18 protein-coding genes and 6 pseudogenes are annotated in these 23418 nt (G+C 69.5%); 11 read left to right on the plus strand and 13 right to left on the minus strand.

What is annotated here, in order from left to right:
• The 4 genes from AB0H32_RS31390 to AB0H32_RS31405 form a co-directional block, all read right to left on the minus strand.
• Nucleotides 1–888: SpvB/TcaC N-terminal domain-containing protein (locus AB0H32_RS31390; RefSeq protein WP_361127434.1), on the minus strand; the 888-nt coding region annotated here is incomplete at its 3' end.
• Nucleotides 885–4379, minus strand: coding sequence for a hypothetical protein (locus AB0H32_RS31395; protein ID WP_361127437.1), 3495 nt, complete (start codon nucleotides 4377–4379; stop codon nucleotides 885–887). The genes AB0H32_RS31395 and AB0H32_RS31390, both read right to left, overlap by 4 nt.
• Before the next feature lie 280 nt (nucleotides 4380–4659).
• A complete protein-coding gene (locus tag AB0H32_RS31400) occupies nucleotides 4660–5457 on the minus strand; it encodes a hypothetical protein (protein ID WP_361127440.1) in 798 nt (265 codons plus the stop codon).
• The gene (locus AB0H32_RS31405; RefSeq protein ID WP_361127443.1) at nucleotides 5454–7094 is read right to left on the minus strand and encodes a protein kinase; all 1641 of its coding nucleotides are present in this window, start codon (nucleotides 7092–7094) and stop codon (nucleotides 5454–5456) included. Before AB0H32_RS31405 ends, AB0H32_RS31400 begins: the two co-directional genes overlap by 4 nt.
• A 681-nt stretch (nucleotides 7095–7775) precedes the next feature.
• Between AB0H32_RS31405 and AB0H32_RS31410 the strand changes: the two are divergent.
• Nucleotides 7776–8008 (plus strand): annotated as a pseudogene (locus AB0H32_RS31410) (transposase); the annotation flags it as partial.
• Here AB0H32_RS31410 and AB0H32_RS31415 read toward each other — a convergent pair.
• Nucleotides 7999–8717, minus strand: a pseudogene (locus AB0H32_RS31415) (transposase); the annotation flags it as partial. The pseudogenes AB0H32_RS31410 and AB0H32_RS31415 overlap by 10 nt on opposite strands.
• 348 nt (nucleotides 8718–9065) lie before the next feature.
• Nucleotides 9066–9557 carry a hypothetical protein gene (locus tag AB0H32_RS31420; RefSeq protein WP_361127446.1) on the minus strand — a complete coding sequence of 164 codons (492 nt, stop codon included), beginning with the start codon at nucleotides 9555–9557 and terminating at the stop codon, nucleotides 9066–9068.
• 1 nt (nucleotide 9558) lies between these two features.
• Here AB0H32_RS31420 and AB0H32_RS31425 point away from each other — a divergent pair, with 1 nt between their 5' ends.
• Both AB0H32_RS31425 and AB0H32_RS31430 read left to right on the plus strand, forming a co-directional pair.
• Nucleotides 9559–9825: a hypothetical protein gene (locus AB0H32_RS31425; protein WP_361127448.1), complete on the plus strand. Its 267-nt coding sequence runs from the start codon at nucleotides 9559–9561 to the stop codon at nucleotides 9823–9825.
• A 104-nt stretch (nucleotides 9826–9929) separates the two neighbouring features.
• Entirely contained in the window at nucleotides 9930–11048 is a 1119-nt protein-coding gene (locus tag AB0H32_RS31430; RefSeq protein WP_361127451.1) for an IS630 family transposase, read from the plus strand.
• A 61-nt stretch (nucleotides 11049–11109) separates the two neighbouring features.
• Here AB0H32_RS31430 and AB0H32_RS31435 read toward each other — a convergent pair whose 3' ends face one another.
• Both AB0H32_RS31435 and AB0H32_RS31440 read right to left on the minus strand, forming a co-directional pair.
• Complete coding sequence (locus AB0H32_RS31435; RefSeq protein WP_361127454.1) at nucleotides 11110–11763, minus strand: class I SAM-dependent methyltransferase; 654 nt, start codon at nucleotides 11761–11763, stop codon at nucleotides 11110–11112.
• Between the two features lie 120 nt (nucleotides 11764–11883).
• Nucleotides 11884–12204 (minus strand): hypothetical protein, encoded by a 321-nt coding sequence (locus AB0H32_RS31440; RefSeq protein ID WP_361127457.1) that lies wholly within the window; start codon nucleotides 12202–12204, stop codon nucleotides 11884–11886.
• Between the two features lie 295 nt (nucleotides 12205–12499).
• Between AB0H32_RS31440 and AB0H32_RS31445 the strand changes: the two genes are divergently transcribed.
• Nucleotides 12500–12745: a hypothetical protein gene (locus tag AB0H32_RS31445; protein WP_361127460.1), complete on the plus strand. Its 246-nt coding sequence runs from the start codon at nucleotides 12500–12502 to the stop codon at nucleotides 12743–12745.
• A 258-nt stretch (nucleotides 12746–13003) separates the two neighbouring features.
• Here AB0H32_RS31445 and AB0H32_RS31450 read toward each other — a convergent pair whose 3' ends face one another.
• Nucleotides 13004–13225 (minus strand): hypothetical protein, encoded by a 222-nt coding sequence (locus AB0H32_RS31450; RefSeq protein ID WP_361127463.1) that lies wholly within the window; start codon nucleotides 13223–13225, stop codon nucleotides 13004–13006.
• A gap of 45 nt (nucleotides 13226–13270) precedes the next feature.
• On the opposite strand from AB0H32_RS31450, the gene AB0H32_RS31455 reads away from it, so the two are divergent.
• From AB0H32_RS31455 to AB0H32_RS31470, 4 genes and pseudogenes are all read left to right on the plus strand, one after another.
• On the plus strand, nucleotides 13271–14107 hold the full coding sequence (locus tag AB0H32_RS31455) for a patatin-like phospholipase family protein (protein WP_361127466.1): 837 nt from the start codon (nucleotides 13271–13273) through the stop codon (nucleotides 14105–14107).
• A 170-nt stretch (nucleotides 14108–14277) separates the two neighbouring features.
• The gene (locus tag AB0H32_RS31460) at nucleotides 14278–14940 is read left to right on the plus strand and encodes a hypothetical protein (RefSeq protein ID WP_361127469.1); all 663 of its coding nucleotides are present in this window, start codon (nucleotides 14278–14280) and stop codon (nucleotides 14938–14940) included.
• A 412-nt stretch (nucleotides 14941–15352) separates the two neighbouring features.
• Nucleotides 15353–15535: pseudogene (locus tag AB0H32_RS31465) on the plus strand (RNA polymerase subunit sigma-24); the annotation flags it as partial.
• Nucleotides 15536–15812: 277 nt separating this feature from the next.
• Nucleotides 15813–17984 (plus strand): VCBS repeat-containing protein, encoded by a 2172-nt coding sequence (locus tag AB0H32_RS31470; RefSeq protein ID WP_361127472.1) that lies wholly within the window; start codon nucleotides 15813–15815, stop codon nucleotides 17982–17984.
• Between the two features lie 612 nt (nucleotides 17985–18596).
• Here AB0H32_RS31470 and AB0H32_RS31475 read toward each other — a convergent pair.
• The 3 genes and pseudogenes from AB0H32_RS31475 to AB0H32_RS31485 all read right to left on the minus strand — a co-directional run.
• The gene (locus AB0H32_RS31475; protein ID WP_361127490.1) at nucleotides 18597–18830 is read right to left on the minus strand and encodes an ion channel; all 234 of its coding nucleotides are present in this window, start codon (nucleotides 18828–18830) and stop codon (nucleotides 18597–18599) included.
• Complete coding sequence (locus AB0H32_RS31480) at nucleotides 18784–18951, minus strand: hypothetical protein (RefSeq protein WP_361127493.1); 168 nt, start codon at nucleotides 18949–18951, stop codon at nucleotides 18784–18786. The genes AB0H32_RS31475 and AB0H32_RS31480 overlap by 47 nt, the downstream gene beginning before the upstream one ends.
• A 334-nt stretch (nucleotides 18952–19285) precedes the next feature.
• Nucleotides 19286–19447: pseudogene (locus tag AB0H32_RS31485) on the minus strand (DUF5133 domain-containing protein); the annotation flags it as partial.
• Nucleotides 19448–20027: 580 nt separating this feature from the next.
• Between AB0H32_RS31485 and AB0H32_RS31490 the strand changes: the two are divergent.
• A complete protein-coding gene (locus AB0H32_RS31490; RefSeq protein ID WP_361127475.1) occupies nucleotides 20028–20414 on the plus strand; it encodes a hypothetical protein in 387 nt (128 codons plus the stop codon).
• 127 nt (nucleotides 20415–20541) lie between these two features.
• Here AB0H32_RS31490 and AB0H32_RS31495 read toward each other — a convergent pair.
• A pseudogene (locus AB0H32_RS31495) lies at nucleotides 20542–21051 on the minus strand (transposase family protein); the annotation flags it as partial.
• A gap of 178 nt (nucleotides 21052–21229) precedes the next feature.
• Between AB0H32_RS31495 and AB0H32_RS31500 the strand changes: the two are divergent.
• Nucleotides 21230–21862: pseudogene (locus AB0H32_RS31500) on the plus strand (RNA polymerase sigma factor).
• The gene (locus AB0H32_RS31505; protein ID WP_361127478.1) at nucleotides 21859–23001 is read left to right on the plus strand and encodes a CU044_5270 family protein; all 1143 of its coding nucleotides are present in this window, start codon (nucleotides 21859–21861) and stop codon (nucleotides 22999–23001) included. The pseudogene AB0H32_RS31500 and the gene AB0H32_RS31505 overlap by 4 nt, the downstream one beginning before the upstream one ends.
• Nucleotides 23002–23418: the final 417 nt, after the last annotated feature.

Genomic DNA, 23418 nt, shown 5'->3' on the forward strand with positions numbered 1-23418 from the left:
GACCCGGGCAACGTCCGGGTCGACCGCCCGTACGCCGAATCCGCCCCCGGTGGTGTAGCCGAACACGAGCCGCGGAAACGTGGCCGTGCCGCCGTCCGCGGTGTGTCCGGAGAGGGTCACCCCCGCGAGCAGGCTGTGCCCGGTCGGTTGGCCCGCGGCGTAGTCGAGGGTGTAGCGACGGAGCAGGCTCTGGGACTGTGCCGGGGCGTGCAGTTCGATCGACGTGCACCGCCGGGTGGTGGTCAGTTGGAATCCGGGACGGCCGTCAAAGACGGGGTCGGGCCGGGACTCGTAGTGCAGTTCGAGCCGGTACCTCGCCCAGGACACCGACTCCGGCAGCCGGTCGGCGGTCCAGGTGTACACGATCTCGTCGCCGGACGGCCGGATCGAGCGTTCCAGCAGCCAGGCGTACACCCGGCGGGAATCGGCCGGATCGGCGATACGGGCGGCGGCCGTGGTGCCGACCAGGTGGCGTATGCCGGAGCGGTCAGTGAGTTCGAAGCCGTCGCCCTGCCGCCGGATCCGCCAGCCCAGCCCGTCGGTCTCCGGCACGAGCCGGCCCGCACCCCCGGGCGCCTCGACCAGCGGACCGGCGCCCGGCAGGACCAGCGGATCGGTGCCGTCGTACCGCGGCAGCCGCCCGTCACAGGACAGCTCGACCCGCAGGACGGGCAGCGACCAGCCGAACCCGAACGGCCCGTCGCCGAAGCCCGTGGCGTACTGCAGGGTCAGCTTGGGAGTGTGGCCGTCGACGCCCTGCGGCAGATCCAGCGGGACGGCGTAACCTCCGCCGCCGGTGTTGAGGTCGGGGGTGAAACTCCCGCCCAGCCCGCTCACGCCGCCACCGCCCTTGGGCAGGCTGAGGACGTCCGGAGTAGTGCCGTTCACGCCGCACCTCGCCGGGTGTAGCCGTACTCCACGAAGAGCAGGACGTCGTACACGGTGGCGCGGTCGGGGCCGTCCGCGGTGGTGGCCAGCTGCCAGTCGCCCAGCACGGCAGCGCCCCGCAGCGCGGCCAGGGACGGTAGCGTCGAGGGCACCCGCCCGTTGCCGTCCGGGGTGACGTCGGCGGTGGCACCGCCGGGTGCGGTGATCGTCAGGGGTACTGCCGGGGCCGGGCCGTCAGTGCCGAGCAGTTGCAGCGACACGGAGCGCACGACCGGAGCGAGATGGTGGTGCGGCAGGTACTCGGGTTCGACCGGCAGGGTGGCCGCGCCTTGGCTGCGCCACAGGAAGAACCTGTCCGGGAAGTCGCTGCCGAGGCTGAACGACGTGCTCGCCCGCAGCGCCTCCGGGGGCAGCGGGATCGCGGCGACCGTCTCGGCGAGGGACCGGTCGAACTGCGCCTCGAAGTGGAAGGTCACCTGGACGTCGACGATGAACCGAAAGTCGACGTCGTTGATGTCCGGCGGGTACCGCAGCGTCCAGCCGGAGGCCATGCCGACGCCCTCGAACACGGTGAGCAGCTCCGGGTGCGGCCGGAACAGCACACTGTCGTCGCGGCCGTAGGAGCTGAGCAGCATCGTGTCGACGTTCTGCAGCCGCCACTTGACGGTCCCGTCGAGCGCCCTGTACTGGGAGGTTCCGCTGTTGACGAGTGTGCCGCGCAGGCCGCCGTCGGGGACCAGCCCGATCACCGCGACCTCGACAGCCTGGATGCGGTGGTTGCAGGAGCCGGGATAGTCGCGCTCCAGATCGGACAGCAGGGTGTTGAACGAGATCTGACCGGTGTTGCGGAAGCCGGCGAACGCGAACGGGAACATCTCCGCCAGAGAGACGACCAAGCCGGCTCGCAGCGTCTTGTGGGTGGTGCGGGTGACCCGGTCGTAGGTGAAGTAGTCGATGTCGGCAAGGAGTTGGTCCGAGCCGAGCATCCCGTTGACTGCGCCGGCAGTGTAGTCGGCTCGGATCCGGTCGACGGTGGTGTCGTAGTCGAATTCGTAGGCCCGCTCCATCAGCCGGGCGACCCGGGTCGCCCAATACAGGTACCGCTGGGCCTGCGCCCGCATGAAGTCGGCCAGCTGCCGCCACACCTCCGGGGTGAAGAAGCCCTGTTCGAACCCGGTTGCCAGCTCCTGGGCCTGCTGCCGGCGCAGCCTCGCGGCTTGCGCCGCGAGGTCCGTCGCCTGCGCTCGCGCCTGAGAGAGGGCCACTTGGTCGCTCGACTGCTGGGCGGCGAGCGCGAGTTCGTCGATGTTCTGCTGCATCCGCAGCAGCTCGTAGTCGCGGTTGATCACGCCGAGCCGGTGCCGGTCCGCGGCGATGACCTCGTGGATCTGCCGTCCGTCCCCGGGGATCGGGTTGTTGAGCTCCCAGGTGTTCTGTGAGCTGTACCAGGCGGTCTGTGTCTCCAGCGCGATCTGCTCGCCGGACATCGCGGTATAGGCGTCGCGCGCCGACTGAGCGTGGGCCCGGCGCTGGTTGGCGAGGTCCTGCGCGGTCCGGGCGAGCTGGACCTCCTCCTGAGCGGCGGCGGCCTGCTGGTCGGCGACGGCCCGGTCGGCGGTCGCGGCTGCCACCGCCTGCTGCAGTTGGAGCCGTGTCAGCTTCCCGGTGTCGTAGCGCTCCATGAACTGGATGAAGTCCCGCTCGGCGGCCTGGGCCTGCTGACCGAGGAAACGGGCGGCGTTCTGCAGGTAGTCGAAGGTGAACGGCGGCACGAAGTCCACCGGGACCCCGAACCAGTCCAGATTCCGGACGAGTTGGGCCACCTTGGCGGCGATGTCGAGCACGACCGCACCCAGACCGGCATCCAGGTCCCCGGGCAGCGTCCGTGGGTCGTCCAGTAGGGTGGCGACGAGGGTACCGACCTCGGTGAGCGCGGGCATCGTGTACAGGTCGGCACTGCCACGGGTCCCGTCGGCGGCCACCACCGCACCGTAGGCGGCCAGCGCTTCGACGAACTCGCCCTGCCGGTACAGGGCGTCGCCCTCGCCGAGGTAAGTCTGCGCGAGCCGCAGCCACAGCACCATTGCCTCGAGGTGCCGGTTCAGGTACGGGTAATCGGCGGCCCGGTACAGCCAGAGACGGGCGTTGGCCCAGTCGCCGAGCCCCGCGTACGCCTCCGCGAGTCCGACCGGGATCACGTAGTAGAACAGATGGGCGAGCTGGACGGACAGGTCGACGGCGGTCAGAACCGACCAGCGCAGCTCCAGATGTGTCTTCGCGTCGAGCCGGATCCGGTACGCGGCCGACAGGAGTTCCTCGACCGACGGCGCGGCGGCCCGCCGCCAGCCGACGGTCCTGATCTGTGAGCCCATCGCGAACCCCGCCGTGTAGCGGACCTCGCGGTCGTCGTGTTCCAGGGTGCCCACGAGGGGATCGCTGCGCCACGCCGTGCGGATCAGCGGATCACGGACGATGAGCCGGATGCCCTGGCCCAGCGCCTGCTGGACGTCGGCGCTGACGGCCCGGGCGCCGACGTCGGCCCCGTCCGTCAGCAGCCCGCCCACACCGGTACCGACGTGGACACCGGTGACGTCATGGTCCGTCGCACCGTCCAGGAAACCAGCCATGCCCTTGCCGTTCGTCTGACCAGCGGTGCCCAGCCGACCGAGCGACCGCATCACCCCCAGGGCTTTCCCGACCGTGCCCGCCGCCCTCCCGGACTCCGCGTCGGTCTGCTTGAGCACCTCTTCGGTCTTGGCGGCCGCACCGGTTGTCGCCAGGACGACCGCCAGATTGTGCATGGCCTGCGCGGAACCGAGTGCATCCTCGGCGTCGCGGAAACCGTCACCCGCGGCGCTCAGAAGCTCCAGGGCCTGATCGCTCAGGCCCGCCTGGGCAGCAGCCGTTCCCGCGTTGAGCAGGAGGCTCGCCCGGGCCACCCTGTCGTCCTTGGCCTGGTCGGCCGCCGCCGACAGCCTCTTGGCCGCAAGGTCGTACTCGCCCCTGTCGAAGGCCACCATGCCCAGCGTGGCCATCTCGGTGAACGGCGAGGTCTCGTCCGTATCGGGCCGGGGCAGCGCCTTGGCGGCTTCCCCGTAGCCGCCCAGCGTGGTCCGGTCGATGTCCGCCTGGATGACGGGCGGATCGGGCCTACGGGGTACCAGGTCGCCCAGCAGTACGGCGCCGACGCGGACGACTTCCTCCAGGTATGCGATGTCGTGCGGAGCGCCGAAGCGGGGGTCGACCGCCGCCGTCTGCGCAGACCCGCCGTCGCTGAGGAGGCGGAAGATGCGGTTGCGCAGGGACTGGTAGGCCCGGACGGCCCCTGCGTAATCCCCGGCCTGCACCAGCTCATGGGCGGCATCCAGTCCCGCCTTGATCTCGTCGAGCACGGCGGTCCGCGGTGACCCCGGCGCCATCGTCGCCTCTCCTGCCGAGGCTACGACCAGCGGGTGGGCGGAGTAGAGCAGGGCGGCGGTGTCTGGGCTCATGGTCCCTCCTCGCGCCGAGACAGTGGGGTGTTCGGCGGGTGGGTACGGATGGTGAATGGCTGCCCGGGTACGTGGAACCTCCCGCCTGCGGGCCAGGCCTGTCAACGCAACTCCTCGGCAATGCCGTACGAAAGGACCCGAATGTCTAGCCCCGGTCCGCTGCGTCGCGTACCCCGCTCGAATCGCGAACTCGTATGTCAGTATGGAAAGTTGGACACCCGTCCCGGACCACGTTGCCGATGCTGTCCAGGCCATGTCCGCCCCGAAGGCTGACGGACGGTCAGGGGCAGTCGTATGTGAAGCGAGTGGCAACCGTACGGTGGTCGGGAGAGAGGATGCGTAGTTCGGCTCGTGCCCTGTAGTGGCCCTTGCCTTGGAAGGTCCACAGGAGGTGTAGCCGTGCATGCCTCTGACTTCGGGCCACCGTTTCCCGCAGGACGGCCGAGGCGGTGCCGTCGCTTCGGCTCCAGCGGTAGGAGAGCCTGCCGGGCCGGCCGTTCGTGGTGACCAGGCCGATGATGTCCGCGGTGCCGTCACACCCGACAGTCGTCTGCCGGACCGAGACCGCCACGGTGCGCACCTCGACGGACGGCCAGAAGTGCTGCCAGGCCAGGAACGCGATGACGCAGACCAGCACCAGCGCGGGCAGGGCATGCCTGCGCAGGCGCCGGTGTGGGGGCGCGGGGGCCGGTGGCACGGTGGGGAGCGTCCGGTCGGTGCGGAGCGCAACGGCGGCAGTCACTCCCGGACCGAAACGCAGCACGGTGCCTTCGACACGATCCGGCCGCGTCGGTGCAGTCGGCGCGATCTCCGTGCCGGACGGCCCGACGAGGGTGTCGGTGTCGTCGGGCTCGGGCCGCTGGATCCAGTGGCTGGCCAGCACCGTGGCGCTGTACTCGGCATCGGTCGGGTCGGTTTCGCGGACTTCGGGGCGTTCGGCGGCGGGGGCGAGGTGGACGGTGGGGGCGTGCTCGGCGGCGGGGGCGAAGTGGATGGTGGGGGTGGGTTCGTCGGCGGGTTCGCGTATGTGGGTGGGTTCGTCGGCAGGCGCCGGGGTGCGGTCGTTCTGAGCGGTCATCGGAGGTCACACTGCCTGGTGAGAAGCTGCTGCGAGGCGCCGTCGGCGGCGGCCGGGGTCGTCGTGGCCTGCACTGCCCAGTAGCAGCCCCTGTTCTGGAAGGGGTGGTCGACGGTGAGCGAGTACTGGGTGGCGCCGCTGCGCTCGAAGGTCTGCGGCGTACCGTCCGGGGTGCCGGGGGTTCCTGCAAAATCGCTGGTGAACCACGAGACGGTGATGGAGACCGGCCCGGTGCCGTCCGTGGTGATGTCGACGGTTGCCGTGGCTGTGGACGGACCCGTCTGCCGGAAGGCCGACACCGCGACGTCCTTGACTGCGGGAGCGGCCGGCGCGGTGGGCGAGGCGGTGGTCGGTGTCGCGTCGGTGGTCGCCCCGCCGGACGTCGTCTCCCCGGACGCAGTCGTGGTGACGGACATCGAGGGCTCGCCGGTGCCGGTGGTGTCCGCAGTCGGTGGGTCCGAGGGCGACAGGCTGGGGGCCATAGTGGTGGTCGGGGACGGGGATGCGTGGGCCGACGAAGTCGGTGCGGTGGGACCATGCGACGTCATGCCGGGCTGGTCGCTGGTGGTGGCCAGGGCCTGCGCCGTCTGCTGCGGATCCGCTGCCGGGGCGTGCTGGGCGGCGTAGGTCAGGAGGATGCCCAGGAGCACGGCCGCCGCGGACACCAGCATCCCCGCCCGGCCGGGGAGCCACGACCGGGCCGGGCTGTAGCCCTCTCCCCGGGCCAGGACCGTGCGTGCGGTGTCCGTCGAGGTCTGCGGGGCTTTGCGCGCCGAGGGCAGCAGCAGCGGCAGCAGTGCGGCCAGCGCGGCGAGCCGGCCGCGGCCACGTTCCTCCCAGTCGGGCCCGTAGGCGGCGCCGGCGGCCGCCTCCAGTTCCGAGACGAACGCCTCGGCATGGGTGGGCCGTTCCTCCGGATCCTTGGCCAGGCCTCGCCGCACCAGTGCGCGCACCGGCTCGGGGACCTCGTCGGCGGGGATGGGCGCGTCGACGTGCCGTAGTGCGAGTTCGGCGAGGTTGTCACCCGAGTACGGTTTGTGGCCCGTCAGACACTCGAAGAACGTGGCCGTGGCCGCGTACACGTCGGCGGTGGGAGAGGCGGGCGCGCCGGTCCACTGTTCCGGGGCCATGTAGGAGGGGGTTCCCGCGACGCCGACCCGGGTGCCGGTGTCCACCGCGATCCCGAAGTCGACGAGCTTGGACAATCCGTCTGGCACGACCAGGACGTTCTCCGGCTTGTAGTCGCGGTGGACGACGCCGACACGGTGCGCGTCGGCCAGTCCGAGCAGCGAACCCTTGAGGATCACGAGCGCGGCCTCGGGATCCAGCGGACCCTCCCTGGCCAGCAGGGCTCGCAAGGAGACACCGTCCACCAGCTCCATCACGATGGCGGCGCCGTCCGGGCTCTCAACGTACTCGTACAACCCGGCGACGTACGGGCTTTCCAGCCCGCCGAGCAATCGCGCCTCGGCCCTGAACTCGTGCACGAATCCCGGGCGGGTGCGCAGTGACTCGCTCAGGTACTTCACCGCAACCGGAAGGCCGGTCTCCTCGTGCACAGCCAGTACGACCCGTCCGCTCGCCCCGGATCCGAGCTCCAGCGACTCGGTGTATCCGGGCACTGCCCATGCGTTCATGCCGTCCCCCAGATCCGCTGCGCCAACGGAGATCCCGCTCGTTCCGGAGCTCCGGGCACGCATTGAGAGACATATTTTCGGCCACCGCGGTTGCGGTGCGGCGCCGCGGACGTCACGGGTTGACCACTCCTGGCAGTGGCGGACCGCAGAGCGCGTCGGCCTCTCTGGCGGTCGGTTGATCGCCGGTGACGCGGCCCTGCTGATGTGGCCCTCCACGGGCAGATCGTGCTGGCGTACGTGATCCGGCCGACGAGGGCACTGTCCACCGAGGTCCGGCGTGCGGGCCTCAGCTGCATCTTGTGTCCCCCCTTGGCGTCGATATGAAAGCCATCGACCCCCTCCAAGCAGCGACCAGGGCGTTCACGCTGTGCAGATTGGCTAGGGACCACCCCTGGGGGACAGCGCGGCAGAGGCCGGTGACGGCCAGCCGCGGCCCGTCCTCGTTTCGACAACCACGCCGGTAACGACAATGGGCCACGGGGATGCGGAACACCCCCGCGCGTGCGGGGATGATCCCTTCTCCAGTGCTCGCACGATCAGCAGGCTTCGCTGTTCCCCCGTGCCTGCGGCAAGGGTCCCGGGGCCTCCGGCCTTTCCCCAGGTCGGGAGGCTCTTCGTAATGTGGATGTGGCGATCAGTGCCGTGGCTAGCCCCGACGAGTACGACCGGAGGACACTGCACGTGATCGACACCGGCGACAGCGACGTCTGCCACGGCCTGGATGTCGGCACGGGCGAACACCACGCCACCGCCGTCACCCCAGCCGGCAAGAAGGCCTTCGACAGGCAGCGGCCCACCAGCGAGCCCGAACTCCGTGAGGTCTTCGCGAAACTGCAGACCAAGCAGGCCACGTCCTCGTGGTCGTCGACCAGCCGGCCACGATCAGGGCCCTGCCCCTGGCCGTCGCCCAGGACGAGCGGTGGGTGAGCCGGGGGCGGAGTCGGTTCCAGGAGCGTGCGGTTGCGGTGCCGTAGAGGCGGGTGTCGGTAACCGTCTCGGTGTCTGGGTGCCCCAGGTGTCGGGCTGTCCGAAGACGAACTCGCCTCCGTGTCGCGGTGGGCGGCCCAGGATGTGGGGCTGCCGGGGTGGGGCGGCTCTGCGCAGGACGCGGTCCGAGCGCATCCGGGCCAGCACTTGCACCGGCAGGTCCCTGAGCAGGCACGCGAGACGGGGTGCGTCGTATCCGGCGTCCGCGACGATAAGGATGTCCGGGTCGCCCGTCTGCCACTGCCACTGTCATGCTGTGATCAGTCGCCGGAGCAGATCACGCAGCCGGCGGGCCGTGACAGCACATCCCAGTCCCCGGCTGGCCGTACTCGATCGACGGCCAGGACCAGCCGGCCGTTGCCGCCCGGGGCAGTGGCACTGCGGCCAGGGCTCGTCGTAGCCGGTCCGTGTCCGCCCGGCCGCGGGTCACAGCTGGTAGAGACCGCCATGGCCGCGGCGGTGATCGCCCACCAGTGACAACCCGACCAGCGGCCTCACCGGCCCGTCACCGCATAGAACAGCATCGGCCAGCTCGAACAGTGCGTCCGAACGTGCGGTGAGGCAGGAGTAGAACTCGCCCCGGAAGTATGACAGTTGCTCCACGTCTCGTCGTGTGTAGCGATGCAGCAGACTCATCCTCACGGCCTTCGTACTGAAGATGTGTGTTCCTTGGTCGGAGCACATGTCCAGACGAAGGCCGCCTCCATGTACGGCAGATACCAGACCGAGTGATCAAGTTCGACGCCCCATTCGACACCGGACGTCAAAGATCAAGCCAGGCCTGTATCGGAAGTGGCGTCGGTCCGCCCGCAGTGCGGGCCTGCGGCGTCTGGTGCCCTCGTTGGCACAGCGCCAGAATGTTGTTGGGGCTCCCCTCTTCCACGACGTCGCCGCTACCCTGACCGGGGCGAGAGTTGCTGGGGACGGGAGCCGGATGGCGAGTTGGGCGACATTCAACTGCCGGTGCGGCCATCCGCGCTACCGTCATGGAGACCCGGTGTTCTCCGGCTCCTGCACGGACGACTGCTTGTGCACCGCGTTCGGGGTGCCGGCGCCGGGGCCAGGATATTGGGATCCCGAGCCGTCGACGCCCAAGGCGGACCGCACCCCACATCCGGCCTGCCCATTGCAGGACCCGGACTGCCTGGGTTTCCACGACTTTGTAGATGGATGATGGAACCCGATGGGCCGCGAGTCGCTGTGGCCGAGCGGCTTGATGATGGGGCTGTCCGGATGGCGGAGATCGAGGGTGCGCGCGAGGAGTTGGACCTGGCGGCCGAGTCGCTGCGTGCGGAGTTGCGCCGACTGGCCGCGCAGCTCACTCCGGCCCGGCTTCCGGACCTCCATATGCTGCCTGATCCGTTGATCGTCGACTGGCATGAGCCGTTGCGGTACCAATACCGTGCCTCGGCCCGTATCGAGCGTCTGCCCGAGCAGTACGACACCACCCTGGTCACGCGCGGTGTCGCTGCTCACCTTGGCAGGCTGGCAGGTCACCGACGAGGTGACGGATGCGGGCAGTGGAACGGAGCTGATCACCGTTGCCGCGGAGCGGACGGGTTCCGTGTGCAGGTGCGTGTCCAGCGGGGGTACGGACCGGTCGAGCCAGGAACACGACCGCGAGCACTGCCCGGAGTGCTGTGAGGACAGGTTCTGCCGGGGCGCCGGGGAACTGGAGACCGTCCGCGTGCCGGACTGGCAGCGCGACCAGTACCCCGAACTGCAGGAGCCGTTACCGGGCTGAGGGTGGTGACCAGTGCCGTGACCGCAAACGATCACCGGCGTGGTGTTCGTGGTCCTCGGGCCGGTTGGATGTGACGACACGTCCGATCGGCGCGGGGAGGCGGGATGGCGCAACCGGTCAGGGTCCGCAGGCTGACTGGGCAGGAGGGGCAGAAGCTGCAGCGGATCGCGCGTCGGGGCAGTACGAGCACGGTGCGGTTCCGGCGGGCGATGATGCTGCTGGCCTCGGCGGGCGGGAACAGCGTGCCGGTGATCGCGCGGCTCGTGCAGGCGGACGAGGACACAGTCCGCGACGTGATCCACCGCTTCAACGAGATCGGGCTGGCCTGTCTGAACCTCGGTGGGCGGGAGGCCGTCCCCGCCTGCTCAGATGACGACGAGGACTTCGTCATCCAGACGGCCACCACCCGGCCGGTCAAGCTCGGTCAGCCCTTCACCCGCTGGTCGGTCCGGAAACTCTCCGAGCACCTGCGGCGCAACGTCGCCCGCCCGATACGTATTGGACGCGAGGCCCTGCGCTGCCTGCTGAAGCGTCGCGGCGTGACGTTCCAGCGGACCAAGACGTGGAAGGAGTCCACCGACCCCGACTTCGACGCCAAGCTGGACCGGATCGAGTACGCGCTGACCGAGCGGCCCGAGCGCACCTTAGCCTTCGACGGGTTCGGCCCGCTCGGCATCCGCCCCACCGCCGGCCTGTGCCGGGCGAAGCACGGCAAGCCCGACCGCTTGCCGGCGACCTATCACCGCACCCACGGAGTGCGCTGCTTCCACGGCTGCTACTCCGTCGGCGACGACACTCTCTGGGGCGTCAACCGGCGCCGCAAAGGCACCGACCACAGCCTCGCCGCACTCAAGCGCCTCCGGGCGGCCCGCCCGGACGGCGCCCCCATCTACGTCATCCTCGGCAACCTCTGCGCCCACAAGGGCAGCAAGATCCGCCGATGGGCGGCCAGGAACAAGGTCGAGCTCTGCTTCACACCGACCAACGCATCCTGGGCTAACCCGGTCGAGGCGCACTTCGGGCCGCTGCGGCAGTTCACCCTCGCCAACTCGAACCACCCCAACCACACAGTCCAGACCCGCGCGCTGCATCACTACTTGCACTGGCGCAACCAGAACGCACGCCATCCAGGCGACCTGGCCGCGCAGCGCCGGGAACGCGCCCGTGTCCGCAGCGAGAAAGGCATCCGCTGGGGCGGCCGCCCTCTCAACCCAGCGGTCTGACCGCCCGCCCCGTGATCGTCGGCGGTCCAGCCGAGCGGCCTCACCCCGGGAACGATCCCCGTCAGGGCGTTTCGGGCTTGCGGGCCAGGAGGCAGGCGTGCGGTCTGTTCACGCGTCCGCCGGGCTCCTGTTCCAGTCTCGCGGCGACGACGAGTCCGGCCTGGTCCAACAGGTCGACCATGCGGTCCAGGGGCAGGAGGTACGACTCGTAGGACACCGGACGGCCATAGCCGCGGGTCGGCTGCAGCCGCTCATTGCCGACATAGTCTCCCCAGAGCAGGTAGCCGCCGGGCGCGAGCGTGCGGTGGAACTCGGCGAACACATCCGGCAGCCACTGCGGGGGCGTGTGATGGGTGGAGTACCAGGCCAGGATGCCGCCGAGCTCGTCGTCCCTCATCTCCAGCGCGGTCATCGAGCCCTCAGTGAACCGCAGGTTCGGATAGGCGTGCCGGGCCAGCCCGACCATCTTCGGCGACAGATCGACGCCGAAGACGGACACCCCCAGCCCGGCCAGGTGCGCCGTCACCCGTCCGGGGCCGCACCCCAGGTCCGCGACCGGCCCCAGACCGGCCGTCCGCACCAGTTCTGCAAACCCCGCCAGCATCGCGCGTGACAGCGGGTCCATCTCGGCTGGAGGCGGGACGCGTTCGACGTAATCGGCGGCGACCGTGTCGTACGACTCGCGGACGGCGGTCAGAAAGGAGGGCTCAGCCATGCGGGCGACCCTAGACCAGGCAACTGACAGACCATGGCACGACCTTCAGCTGACCTGCGCGACATCCACCGCTGCCCACCCAGCCGTCACCCTACCCGGTGATCGTTTTCGGTCACGGCACTAGCCAAGGTCTGCAATGTTCATGGCCCAGGCGAAGAAGACGGCCTTGTCGGCGGGTTCGATCCGTTGGTGCTCTGGGACCCAGGGGGCAGCCGGCGCCGCGTAAAGGAGGTCGGCCAGGCCGAGGTGGTGCCATTCCCAGAGGACGGCGTTGTAGGCGAGCATGATCGGGGCGACCTTGTCACGGATGCCGGCCACCTCTGCCGGTGCCAGGCCGCCCTTGCTGAGGCGGGTCAGGGCCGCGGCCTGGTGCTCGGGGGTGACGACGGTATCGAGGAAGGGTTCGAGAAGGTCGGCCCGCACCTCGGGTCTGGACCGCACGGCGGTCCGGTTGTTGCTGCGGTGAAGACCAGTTCGATCAAGGCTCAGCGGACATCGGAGACATCACTACGGTACCAACGACGAGCACTCACACAGCGTCCGGCGACCACCAACGCCGCCAGTCACAAAAACATCCCTCACCTAACTGCGTTCTGATGCAGCGTTTTCGTCCTCTGCCGCCTTTTCCTCATGCAGCGCGCGGTTCCGCCTTGCCCAGATGTACGGCGAGGAGGAAGGGGGATGCACATGAACACGCAGGAGCGTCTGGAGCAGGCGCGCCCTGCCCTCCGAGGGCGTGTCCGCCGCGTTCGACCACCAGGGCCGTGTCCTGGCCACGACCGCCTACTCCACTGCCGGTCGACAGGCGACGGTGGCGTACGCGCCCACCCGCGGTACCACCACCCCCTCCGACCAGATCGGCGACACCTTCGCCTGGCTCTGCCTCGCAGTCACCAGTGCGCTGAGTGCCATCGCCCTGACCGGCGCGTTCCGGGCGCGGGCCGCGCGACGCGCCCGCAAGGACCTGTCACTGGCGTCGTAGGTGCTGTATCGGACTGTTCGCACTCAGTCCGGATCGCGGGTTGCCGTCGCCGAGTGCCCCGTTGGTCTTACGGCGAGAACCGGGGCCTACCTGTGGGCGTCTCGTGGCCGCGGTTGATCTGGTGCTCGGCGAGGGCCTGGCCGTCGAGTTCGCACACCTTGCGGTAGCGGATGCGTCCGAGGCAGCCGCCGGCGGTCTGGACCAGATGAATGATTCCAAGGGGTGCTGTCGTGGTCAGCGATCGAAGTCAACCAGTGATCATTGGACGGGTTGACCGGTCTTGTCGTCGGGCCGGATTGGCGCGGTCAGCGCAAGTTTGCAGGACAGGACCCGGGCGTCGACTCCGGCAGGGCTCTTGCCGCCGTGTCGTTCCAGGTCGAGCCGACCCCTGAGGGTCTGGTTGATTGACTCGCTGGTCTGCCGCAGCGGTCTGAACAGGTGCGTTCCGCCTTCAGCAGGCGGCCCCTTCGACTCGTTCACCTTCAGCTTAGGGTGGAGATCGCCACAGCAACGGTTGGGGGAACGATGCATTCACTGGACAGCGCGCTCGTGCTCGGCCCGGGCGGGTCCGTTGGTACCGCCTGGATGGCCGGACTCGCCCACGGCCTGCGCGGCCTCGGCATCGACCTGGGCGCGGCGGACCTGATCGTCGGTACCTCGGCCGGTGCGATCGTGGGCGCCACGCTGGCCACCGGCCAGGACCTCGCGCACTTCGCCGACCCCGCCGGCAACCGCGGCGACGGTCCCCGGCCGCCGCAGGCCGACCCGCAGCGCATGGGTGAGGTCTTCGCGGTCCTCGGTGCCGGCCTGCCACCGGTGGAGGCCCGCCGGCGAGTCGGGCGGATCGCCCTTGACACGGCCGACCCGGAGGCCGAGCAAGCCTTGGTCGCGGTACGACGCCGGCTCGTCGGCACGGACATCTGGCCGACCGAGCGCCGCCTGCTGATCCCTGCTGTGGAGGCTGGAAGCGGCGAGCCGGTGGTCTGGGATCGCGACAGCGGCGTCCCGCTGGCCACTGCCGTCGCGGCTTCCAGCGCGTTCCCGGGCGCGGCGCCTCCCGTCTCGGTCGGCGGGCGCCACTACATCGACGGCGCGCTGCGGGCAGGCACCAACGCGGACCTCATAGCCGGCGCGCGTACGTTGGTCGTTGTGGAGCCGATGGCGCGTCAGCCTCCCGGGCAGGAAGCATCGGCCGCGCTGGGCGGGGAGACGGTGGTGTCTCTGTTCCCGGACGAGGCCTCGGCGGCGGCGCTCGGCACGGACCCGTCGGACCCGTCGGCGTGGGTCCCCGCGTTCCGGGCAGGTCGGCGGCAAGCCGCTGCCGCGCGCGAGCAACTGGCCGGAGCCTGGCCGTCGGCTTGAACGAGTCGAAGGGGTTGCCTCCGGGGAGGACACGAGGGCGTCCATGATCGTTTTGTGGCGAACAACCTGAACATCCTCACGGAGGCACTGCAGGCGGCCAAGTTCCGCCCTCGCGATCATGCGATTCGTCGGCGGCTTCCAGACTGCCCCGAGATGAAGGAATCACGCAGATGCAGGACATGGTGCAGATCGCGCGGGTGGCTGGCCTGATGCCAAGCCAACAGCGACAGGCCGTCGCCCTGGCGCTATGGCGGTGGCATGCGCCGGTCCTCGCGTTCGAACTGGATGAGGAGTGGGGCATCCAGTCGTCTGCGCTGGAGTCGTTGTTCCAGCTGGCCGCAGCAGCTCCCGGCGAAGAGTCGCATCGCGCGTACAGGCAGGCAGCCGCCGAGTTGTGCCAAGCCCCGCTCTTCGCATCCGAAGTCGATCCGGACACAGTCCAGCTAATCCAGTTGGAGACCATCACCAGCCTGCTGACCTTCGGCGAGTTCCTGGACGAGCCGGACTCGGACAAGGCCGAGCGAGTCGTGGAAACCTTCTGTGGCCTGGCGACCTATCTTGACGCTCTGGTCGAGGGCTCGTTCTACTCGCACCCGGAGGAGGAAGCCCGCCGCCAGTTCCTTGTCGGCCTGGCGGGTGACACAAGGGGCCGGGGCTATGTCGCTTCGCGCAACTTCGTTGTCGAGTCCACCTGCCACGACGCCCTGCAGACCCTGGCTACCTCGACAGGACTGCTGGACTCATCAACCGGTAGCGAGTTGCTCGCGCTCTGCGAGGACTTCGGCGACGAGCTCGTCACCACGTTGCGGTTCCTTCGCACGACTGGTCATTAGCCGGAGCACACCAACTGCCAGTACCGCACCGCGTACGCCACCGCCACCGCCACCGCCACCGCCACCGCCACCGCCACCGACGGAAAGACCGACAAGGCACACCTGATCCGCGACCCCTACCTGCCAAAGTACGTGCGCTAGAACACCGTCCCCGGGGCTCGCCGATGTTCCGGGGACGGCACAGACCGCCAGCGGGCTCATCGACGGCGAATCGAGGGAGGGCCAGCGCTGGAGCAGCCGAGCCGCCCCGAGCCCCCCGTCAGGGACGGCCCTGCACCAGATCACCCGCCCTTCCTCGTCGCTTCCCAGGCGGAACCGAGGGCGGGTGGGCCGTCGTTTGTCGCCGACACGGCCGAAGCCCGGCACCTTGCGGGTTCACCAACCGGCCCCAAGATCTTCATCAGTCCTCTAGGCACCCGTCGCCGCGCACCGACCGCGAGGCACCGTCTCCCCGGCCGAGAGCCCCGCCGTGCTCCAGGCCTTTCAACGCACCTTCGAAACCGGCGACTTGCAGCGCTTACTGGACGTCCTCGTCCCGGACGTGGTCGCACTGAGCGATGGCGGCGGAATCAGGCACGCCCTGCTGCGGCCCGTCGCGGCCTCCAAGCCGGAAAGACGACGCGGCCTGGCCTGGGCCAGCTGGAGCACGTTCGCGGGTCCCCACGGCCGACCACAGCCGATGGGCGTTAGCAGACCGTCTTCCACGGACCAATCCAGGTCCGGTCACTGCACCCCGGTCCGCACCCAGCAAAGAATCTGCAGGAAAACCTCCCCCGCGGGACGATCTTCGTTGATATACGCTGCGCCTGACTTGTTCGAACAGTTCGGCGAATCCGTGTGACCGGATACGCCCTGCCCGGGGGGGCATTCCCATGACTGCGCAGTCCCGCGCGGTGCTCGGCATCGCGCTCACTCCCGTCCTCGCTCTGGTGGCCACAGCCCCTGCCACCGCCCACACCACCGCCACGGCAGCGGCCACCGGCACCACCGCCACGGCCGTCGGCACTGCCCCGGCCGCCATCGAGACGCGTGCGCCAGGCCCGTGGGGCACCCGCACCCTGCACACCCCGAACCCCGACCCCGCCTCCGCCTCGGGTGGGCTCAACGCCCTGGTGTCGGCCGGGAACGGCGCCGTCGTCTCCCTCACCGGCGACGGGCTCTCTCGCTCCACCCGGATCCGGACCGCCGGCAGCAGCAGCTGGCTCGCCCCGCAGACCTGGCCGGACGCCGGCGGGTACAACACCGAGCTGGTCTCGCTCGGCGACGGCTCGGTGCGACTGGTGTGGCGGGCCAAGCGCGCCGACGACCACAACAACTACTGGCTGAAGGTGGCCTCCCTCTCGCCCGGCGCGACCGCCTTCTCCGAGCCCGAGTACGTCGCCGCGGTCCCGCAGAAGGGCTACCAACACCTGGCGGCGGCCCCCGACGGCCGGCTGGTTGCCTTGTGGTCGGTCTCAGGCGTCGTGAAGGCCGCCGAGAAGAGTGGCCCGCAGGCCGCGTGGACGGCTCCGGCCGACCTCAACGAGCAGCCGCCGTCCGGCAGCCGGGACATCTCCGACATGGACCTGGCGGTCGCCAACGACGGCACCGCACTGCTGGTGTGGCAGTGGCGGGCAAGCAAGGCCGTTGTTGCCCTGGAGAAGGCCCCGGGCGCGACCACCTGGACCGCGGTCCAGGGCTTCCCGGTTCCGGGCGTGGACCTGGCGCGCCCGAAGCTTTTCGCCAGTCCGCAGGGCGGCTTCGACGTGTTCTACGACAACATCGCGCACCTCATGCACACGCGCCGGGCCGCCGGCGCCACGCAGTGGAGCACCCCACGGTCCGCCGCCAACTACGGCAGCACGTACGGGATGACGGCGCCCGTCTACCTGCCCAACGGCGACCTCTTCGTGGCCGGCGGGCCCGGCTACTCGACCGGCTCCTGGTACGCGGTGCGCTCGGCGGCCACCGGCGTCTGGCAGCCGTACACGCAGCCCTTCTCCACGCACAAGAAGGTGCGCGCGGTCGGCGCGGCCGCCACCTCGGGCGGCACGGTCACGGTGACGTGGCAGGAGGGCTACTCGTACGAGGAGTACACGATGGCCGCCGTCTTCAAGGGCGGCACCTGGTCCGCCCCGCGGCGGCTGAGCGCGACGAGCGCCCAGTTCACCGGGGCGCCCCAGGGGGCCGCCGACGCGCTCAGCCGACCCGTCGTGCTGTGGGACGAATATAGGCGGACCGAGACGAACACAGCCGTCCTGGACGGCGTCTACCAGGCCACCACCACCAGCCGCGCGCTGCCCAAGTGGCGCGACTACACGGACGACGGCAAGGCCGACCTTTTCGGCCGGGACAGCACCGGTCTGAAGGTGTACGCGGGCGACGTGACGAAACTGTCCGCGGGGCAGCGCGCGAGCAGCTGGCCGACGGGGACGCTGGTGCTGCCGTTCGGCGACCTCGACGGCGACGGCTGCAACGACGTGTTCGTCCGCTACCCGAAGGGCGAGGCCCGCGTCTATCCGACGATCTGCGGCGGGCTGCCCGACCAGCAGTCGTCCCACGTCAAGGTCTCCTCGGACTGGAGCGGGTACGACATGGTCGTCTCGCCCGGCGACGTGACAGGCGACGGCCGGGCCGACCTGCTGACCCGGTCCGCCTCGACCGGGAAGCTATACGTATACGCGAGCAACGGCGCGGGCGGCTTCAAAGCCCGCGCGCTCGTCGGGTCCGGCTTCGACGGCTACAAGAAGCTGATCGCCGCCGGGGACCTCGACGGCGACGGCAAGAACGACCTGCTGGCCCTCGACGCGTCGAACGAGCTCTGGAGATTCAGCGGGACCGGCGCAGGCACTTTCATGCCCCGGTCGCTGGTCTTCAAGGACTGGGGCATCTCCTACAAGGACGTCGTCGGCGGACTCGACCTGTCCGGGGACAGCCGGGCCGACCTCATCTCGCTCGACAAGGACGGCCGCGCCTGGCTGAACCAGGGCAACGTCCACGGTGGCCTCGGCAACCGGTCACAGGTCGGCAAGACCACGAACTGGTCGGACATCCGTATCTCCTAACGGCACGGATCCAGGGGCCACAGGGGTCCCGGGGGCCGACTCCGCGTCCGGTTCCGGCCAGGACCGACCCACGTACGCCGACCCGGCCGCCGCGTCCACGGCGGCCGGGTCGGGCACCCGCAGCCGCAGCCGCACCATGACGCCGGCCGCTCAGCGCCCGGCAGCGGGGTACGGGGTACGGGCAGTGCCTTCAGTCCGCGTGTACACCCACACCGCCGAGTCCGCCGGCCCGGCCCGCGCAACCATCACCACCCAGCAGACCTAGCCCACTGGTGTCACTCCGCATGCGGCATCCGGCGACGGCTGGACCTGCACGATCAACCAACAGACCCTAACGTGCAAGCGCCCGGGGACAGGCGACGGCAGCCTCCCGCCCGAGAGCTCCTACCCACCCATCAGCGTGGCAGCAGACGTCGCCCGGGACGCGCAGGGCCACATGACGCTCACCGCAACCGTCACAACGAACGGAAGTCCGCGAAGGTGCTCGGCCACCACGACAAAACTGCCACACGGCTGGTCACCGGGGCCGGAGAAGCCCGGAGTCGACACGCTCCCGGCGACCACAGGCGGTGACGCGTTCAACTACCCTCGCCGAGGAACCGCAGCGCAGCCTCAGCACGACTCCTTGCGCTCAGCGATTGCCTTCGCCACTGCCGTGGCCAAGACGACAGTGGCGGTGAGAACAGTACTGAGCAGCTCGCAAGCCACGAGAATCTGAGCGAATGATCTCGTCGGGTGAATATCCCCAAACCCTGTCGAGGTCCAGGCCGTGACGGAGAAGTAGACCGCGCTGCTGGGGTCAACGCCTGGCTGAAGGACCCCGGCCTCCGGACAACAGCAGGTAATGGCCCGAGGCGAACACCATCATCTGGCCGATCACGAAGAAGCCAATCATGAGTGATACCTGGATCTGTGCTCCCTCGATCCAGTCATTCTCGCGAGTGAAGGCGATCGAGGCTGCCACCATCAGGACGCACGTCGTCAAGACGCCCAATTCGAGGCACACACACGCTAACCATCTCGGAAATACGGGAACCATGCGAGCGCAGGAAGCAAGCCAAGGGCGCGCCAGAAAACAAAATCGACGGGCGTGATCCGCCCCCCATACTCGACCACGATCGGTTCCTGCGAATCCTCATCGCGCACCACTCGACCCTAGAACGAGTGAGGATGCGAGATATGAGGACATGCCGCACACCACTAACGACCGTGACGGAAGTCCTCGCGGATCGGTGAATACGCGACACATCAACATGCGACCTCACCAGTCCCGAGGCCGTAACCCTGCTGCCAACGCCTCGGGCGGCGTCGATGTCGCGGGTGCCGGTGGACACACAAAGGGTGTAAGCCATGTCATCCATGCGCCGGCGGACCTGCGGACTGCCGTTCTCGGCATGCAGCACGCGCAGCGTGTCGTACTGCTCGATCAGGTTTTGCAGGACGGCGGCATGCACCAAAAGCATCTGGAGCCTCCACCTCCGTTCCTCTTCCGAATCACGCAGACGTACAACGCGCCCCGGCTACCCGCGGCCCGGCTCGGCATGCCTATGCGTTCCGTCAGACCTGCGCCGTCGCCACCGAGACCGGCTCCTGCGTGTCCGTCATACGCTCATCCCTTACCGGCAGCCCGTCCGCAGCCCGTCCCAGCTCTCACCCGCGCCCCGGGATGCCCCGCGTGGTCCGCCTGCAGCCCGACCTGGTCGTGGAAGTCGACGTCGACGTCGCCCGGGACAGCGCCAGCCGATGGCGCCACCCCGCACGCTGGCACCGTGCCGCCCCCGGCCTCTCCCCTACGAGATGTCCTGGTTCGGGAGCTGATCCGCTCAGAAGTTCCCCTTGCTGACTTCTACGGGTGCAGAGGGGGCCGCCCGTGCAAGCCCTCCGCCGGTCGATACTCGGCAGCGGTGGCGCCTGAGCGCCCCGGGTAGGGTGCGGGAGTCGACCTGGTCTCCGTCAACAGCAGTGGTCGTTCCCTGGACAGCCAAGTCCGGTACAGGAAAGTGGGATGCGGTGAGAGGCCGAACGGCGAGCGCCCTGTGTGCCGTGGCAGTGGCTCTGCTGGTCGGCGCCTGCGGTGGTGCCCCGAAGGCGCTGCCGCACGTGACGGCGGCTGACGTCCTGGGTCACTGGACAAGCGACTGCGGATCAACCCTCACGGTGGAACCGGACCGCACCTTCACCGTCCGGGACTTCCCGGTGGACTACGCGCTGGTCTCCGGAGCCGTGAAGCGCCTGGCGGCCGGCCACGGGACCTGGTACCTCCACCCGGGGGTCAAGGGGGCCACCCCGCAGACTTTCGACCTGAAGATCGGCGAGGAGTTCTACGACCTGGACTACGTCCGCAAGGGGGACTCGACCGCCCTCCGCATTGCACTCGGCGACCCCGACGACAACCGGTGGTGCGAGTTCTCCCGCCACTCGCGCGCCTGACCGGTCAGGTCGGGTATCCGGACCTTGGCGCATGTGCCGCCGGCAGACAGTCGCTCTTGGTCCGCTGGTCCTTGCGCGGCACCGAGGAGCACACATCAGCCACGAACATTGAGCTTTTCCATCCCCAGTCTGAGCTGGCCAGATGGAGGGTGAGGACGGCTCGGACAACGCTCGTGATTCGGGTCGTCGAGCAGCGGAGCTTGCGTGGAAGCCGCCAGGACTTGAGGGTGGCGATAGCCTGTTCGACCAGTTCCCGGACCTTCCCATGCGAGCGACTGACGGCCTGCTGACCGACGGAAAGGCTGCCCCCTCGGCCGCGGTAAGGGAGGCGGGCCGTGCCGCCCGCTCCCCGGTAGCCCTTGTCCGCCCAACAGCTGATGCCGGCCTCGGCGAGAGCGTCGATGATGCCGTGCTCGCGTACGCCCCGAACGCCATGGACGGCACCGGCCGGGGCCGGTGAAGCCCAAAGGAGACGGCCCTTCGGATCGGCTATAGCCTGCACGTTCATGCCGTGCTTCTTTCGTTTTCCCGAGTAGAAGAGACGGTCGCCGAGAGCGCGCCGACGTTTCCTCAGGCGGGCAGCGAGGAAGCGGCAGGCAGAGCTGGACACGTCGACGCCTGACGGGTAGACAAGCATGCGAAGCCTCTGGTGGAGACGGTTCTCTTGGCCGAAAACCCATCTACCAGGGGCTTCATCCGTCTGTCAGACCAACTCCTCAGCCGATGCGGGAGGTTGGAAGGAGTTCAGCCCAAAGGTGTGACCTGGGTCACGGAGATCTCGGGGAACCCGGCGGCGCGCGCGGACAGGATCAGATGTGGAACTCTCCTTGTGCGCCCGGCTGCGCTCCGGTGATCCGGAGGCATTCGGGTCGATATTCGATGAACATGCGCGGACGGTGCACCGGTACGCGGTCCGGGTCACCGGGAACTGGGCGACGGCCGAGGACGTCGTGTCGCTGACCTTCCTGGAGGCGTGGCGGCTGCGCGAGACGGTGCGGCCCGAAGGCGACGGCCTGCTGCCGTGGCTGCTGGGCATCGCCACCAATGTGCTGCGCAACACCGCGCGGGCCGCTCGCCGCTACCAGGCCGCCCTCAGCCGTGTCCCGCCGCACGACACGGCGCCGGACTTCGCGGACGAGGTCGTCGAACGGATGGAGGACGCCGAGCGACTGGCCGCAGCGCAGCGGGCCCTGCAACGGCTGCGTCGCGGCGAGCGGGAGGTGTTCGCGCTGTGCGTGTGAGCCGGGCTCGACTACGCGGCGGCGGCCGAGGCGCTGGACGTGCCGATCGGCACGATCCGCTCCCGCCTTTCCCGCGCCCGGCGCCGGTTGCGGGAACTGACAGACGAGGAACTCGCTTCCGAAAGGACGGAACCGGCGTCCCGTTCCGGACAGCAACAGGGTGGCCGCGCGATCGCGGCCCGGTCGATCCAGGAGCAGATCCGATGAATGCCAAGACCCCTCACGAGGACGGCTTCGACGCAGCAGAGTCCGCTGAGCGCGCGGACGCGGCCCGCCTGCTGCCGGCCCCGGCTGCCCGGGATCTGCCCGATGACCGCCTGCGCGTCCTCAAGGAGCACCTGATGAGCGAGATCCACCAGTCCGTATCCGCAGCCTGCCCCGAGGCCGCCGCCGCGGACGCCGTTGCGGCGCCGAGACGCCGAAGGAGGCGCTGGGTGCCGGTCGTCGCGCCGCTCGCCGCGGCCGCCGTGGCGGCCGCGGTCCTCACCGCCGGCGTCGGCCACCACAGCCGGCACGCCGAAGCCGCGCAGCCGGCCCCCTCCAGGGCGTCGGTGCTGCTGGAGAACGCCGCCGCCGTGGTCTCCCGCGCCCCGGCCGTCAATGTCGGCCACCACCAGTACGTGTACATCCGCAGCGTGTACGCCGGAAGGGACAATCCCCTCCAGGCGAAGTGGACCGACAAACAGGGCCACTTGCACAAGGAGTACTCCAAGGTCGCCGAAAGGCTCACCGGGTTGCAGAGCCTTCGGGAGTGGATTCCCTGGTCGCGGAGCCAGGGCGGCGCCCAGGCGTACGGCGACGAGGCCCCCGAACGCCTCAACCTCCCCGGCCCCGGGCAGGGGACGGTCTCGGGCCCCGGGCACACGCAGAGCCCCTTCGAAGACCTGGCCGCCCTTCCTCGCGACCCGGCCGCGGCGCTTCGGGCGATCAAGGCTGACATGCAAAGGCAGACGGACAACGCGGAGAACACCAAGGGGAACATGCACCCCTCCGTGAGCATGCCCTGGGTCTTCGAGTATCTCGGCGGCATGCTCCAGGAGTCCGTGGACCCGCAGACCACGGCGTTCCTCTACCGCGTCGCCGCCCAGATCCCAGGCACCACGGTGATTCCCGACGCGGTGGACGCCGCAGGCCGGCACGGGATCGCGATCACCCTGGACGGTCAGGCCGAAGACCGCCAGGAGTGGATCTTCGACAAGTCCACGTACGCCTTCCTCGGCTTCCGCGATGTCACGCAGGAGGACACGGTGATCGGCAAGGCCGGCAGCGTGATAGTGACCACCGTGGTACTCCAGCGCGCCGTGGTGGACCGTGTGGGCGATGAACCAGGCAAGACCAACGGCTGAGACGACCAGCTGAGCCCATCGCGTCCCTTCTGCAGCGGTTCGGACGGTGTTTGGCGGTCAGCAGAGGGTAGATGTGTTCACGAGTTTCAACAGCACTGGCCCTTCCTTGCGTGCCGCCCGGGGCCGACGGCGTCCTGGAAAGCCCGCACCAGCGCCTGCACAGCGTACGCACGGCCCGGCGCCTGACTCCCACTTGATCCAGCAGACGGGCGCCAGCCGCGGCACCGAGAGCATCGCGTGCGGTCAGGACGACGCCGTGGACGACGCGGGGCAGGTAGGGAACAAGCGCACGTGTCTCGGGTTGCAGAAGCCCGTCGGCGAGCTCCAGGACGATCGCGTCCGCACGGGCATTGTCGAACCGGGTGCACGCGGTGACCACGAGGGCCCGCAGGTCGTCGATGGGAGTGCCGTCGGTCG

The organism is Streptomyces sp. NPDC020362, assembly GCF_040642095.1.
Lineage (GTDB): Bacteria > Actinomycetota > Actinomycetes > Streptomycetales > Streptomycetaceae > Streptomyces.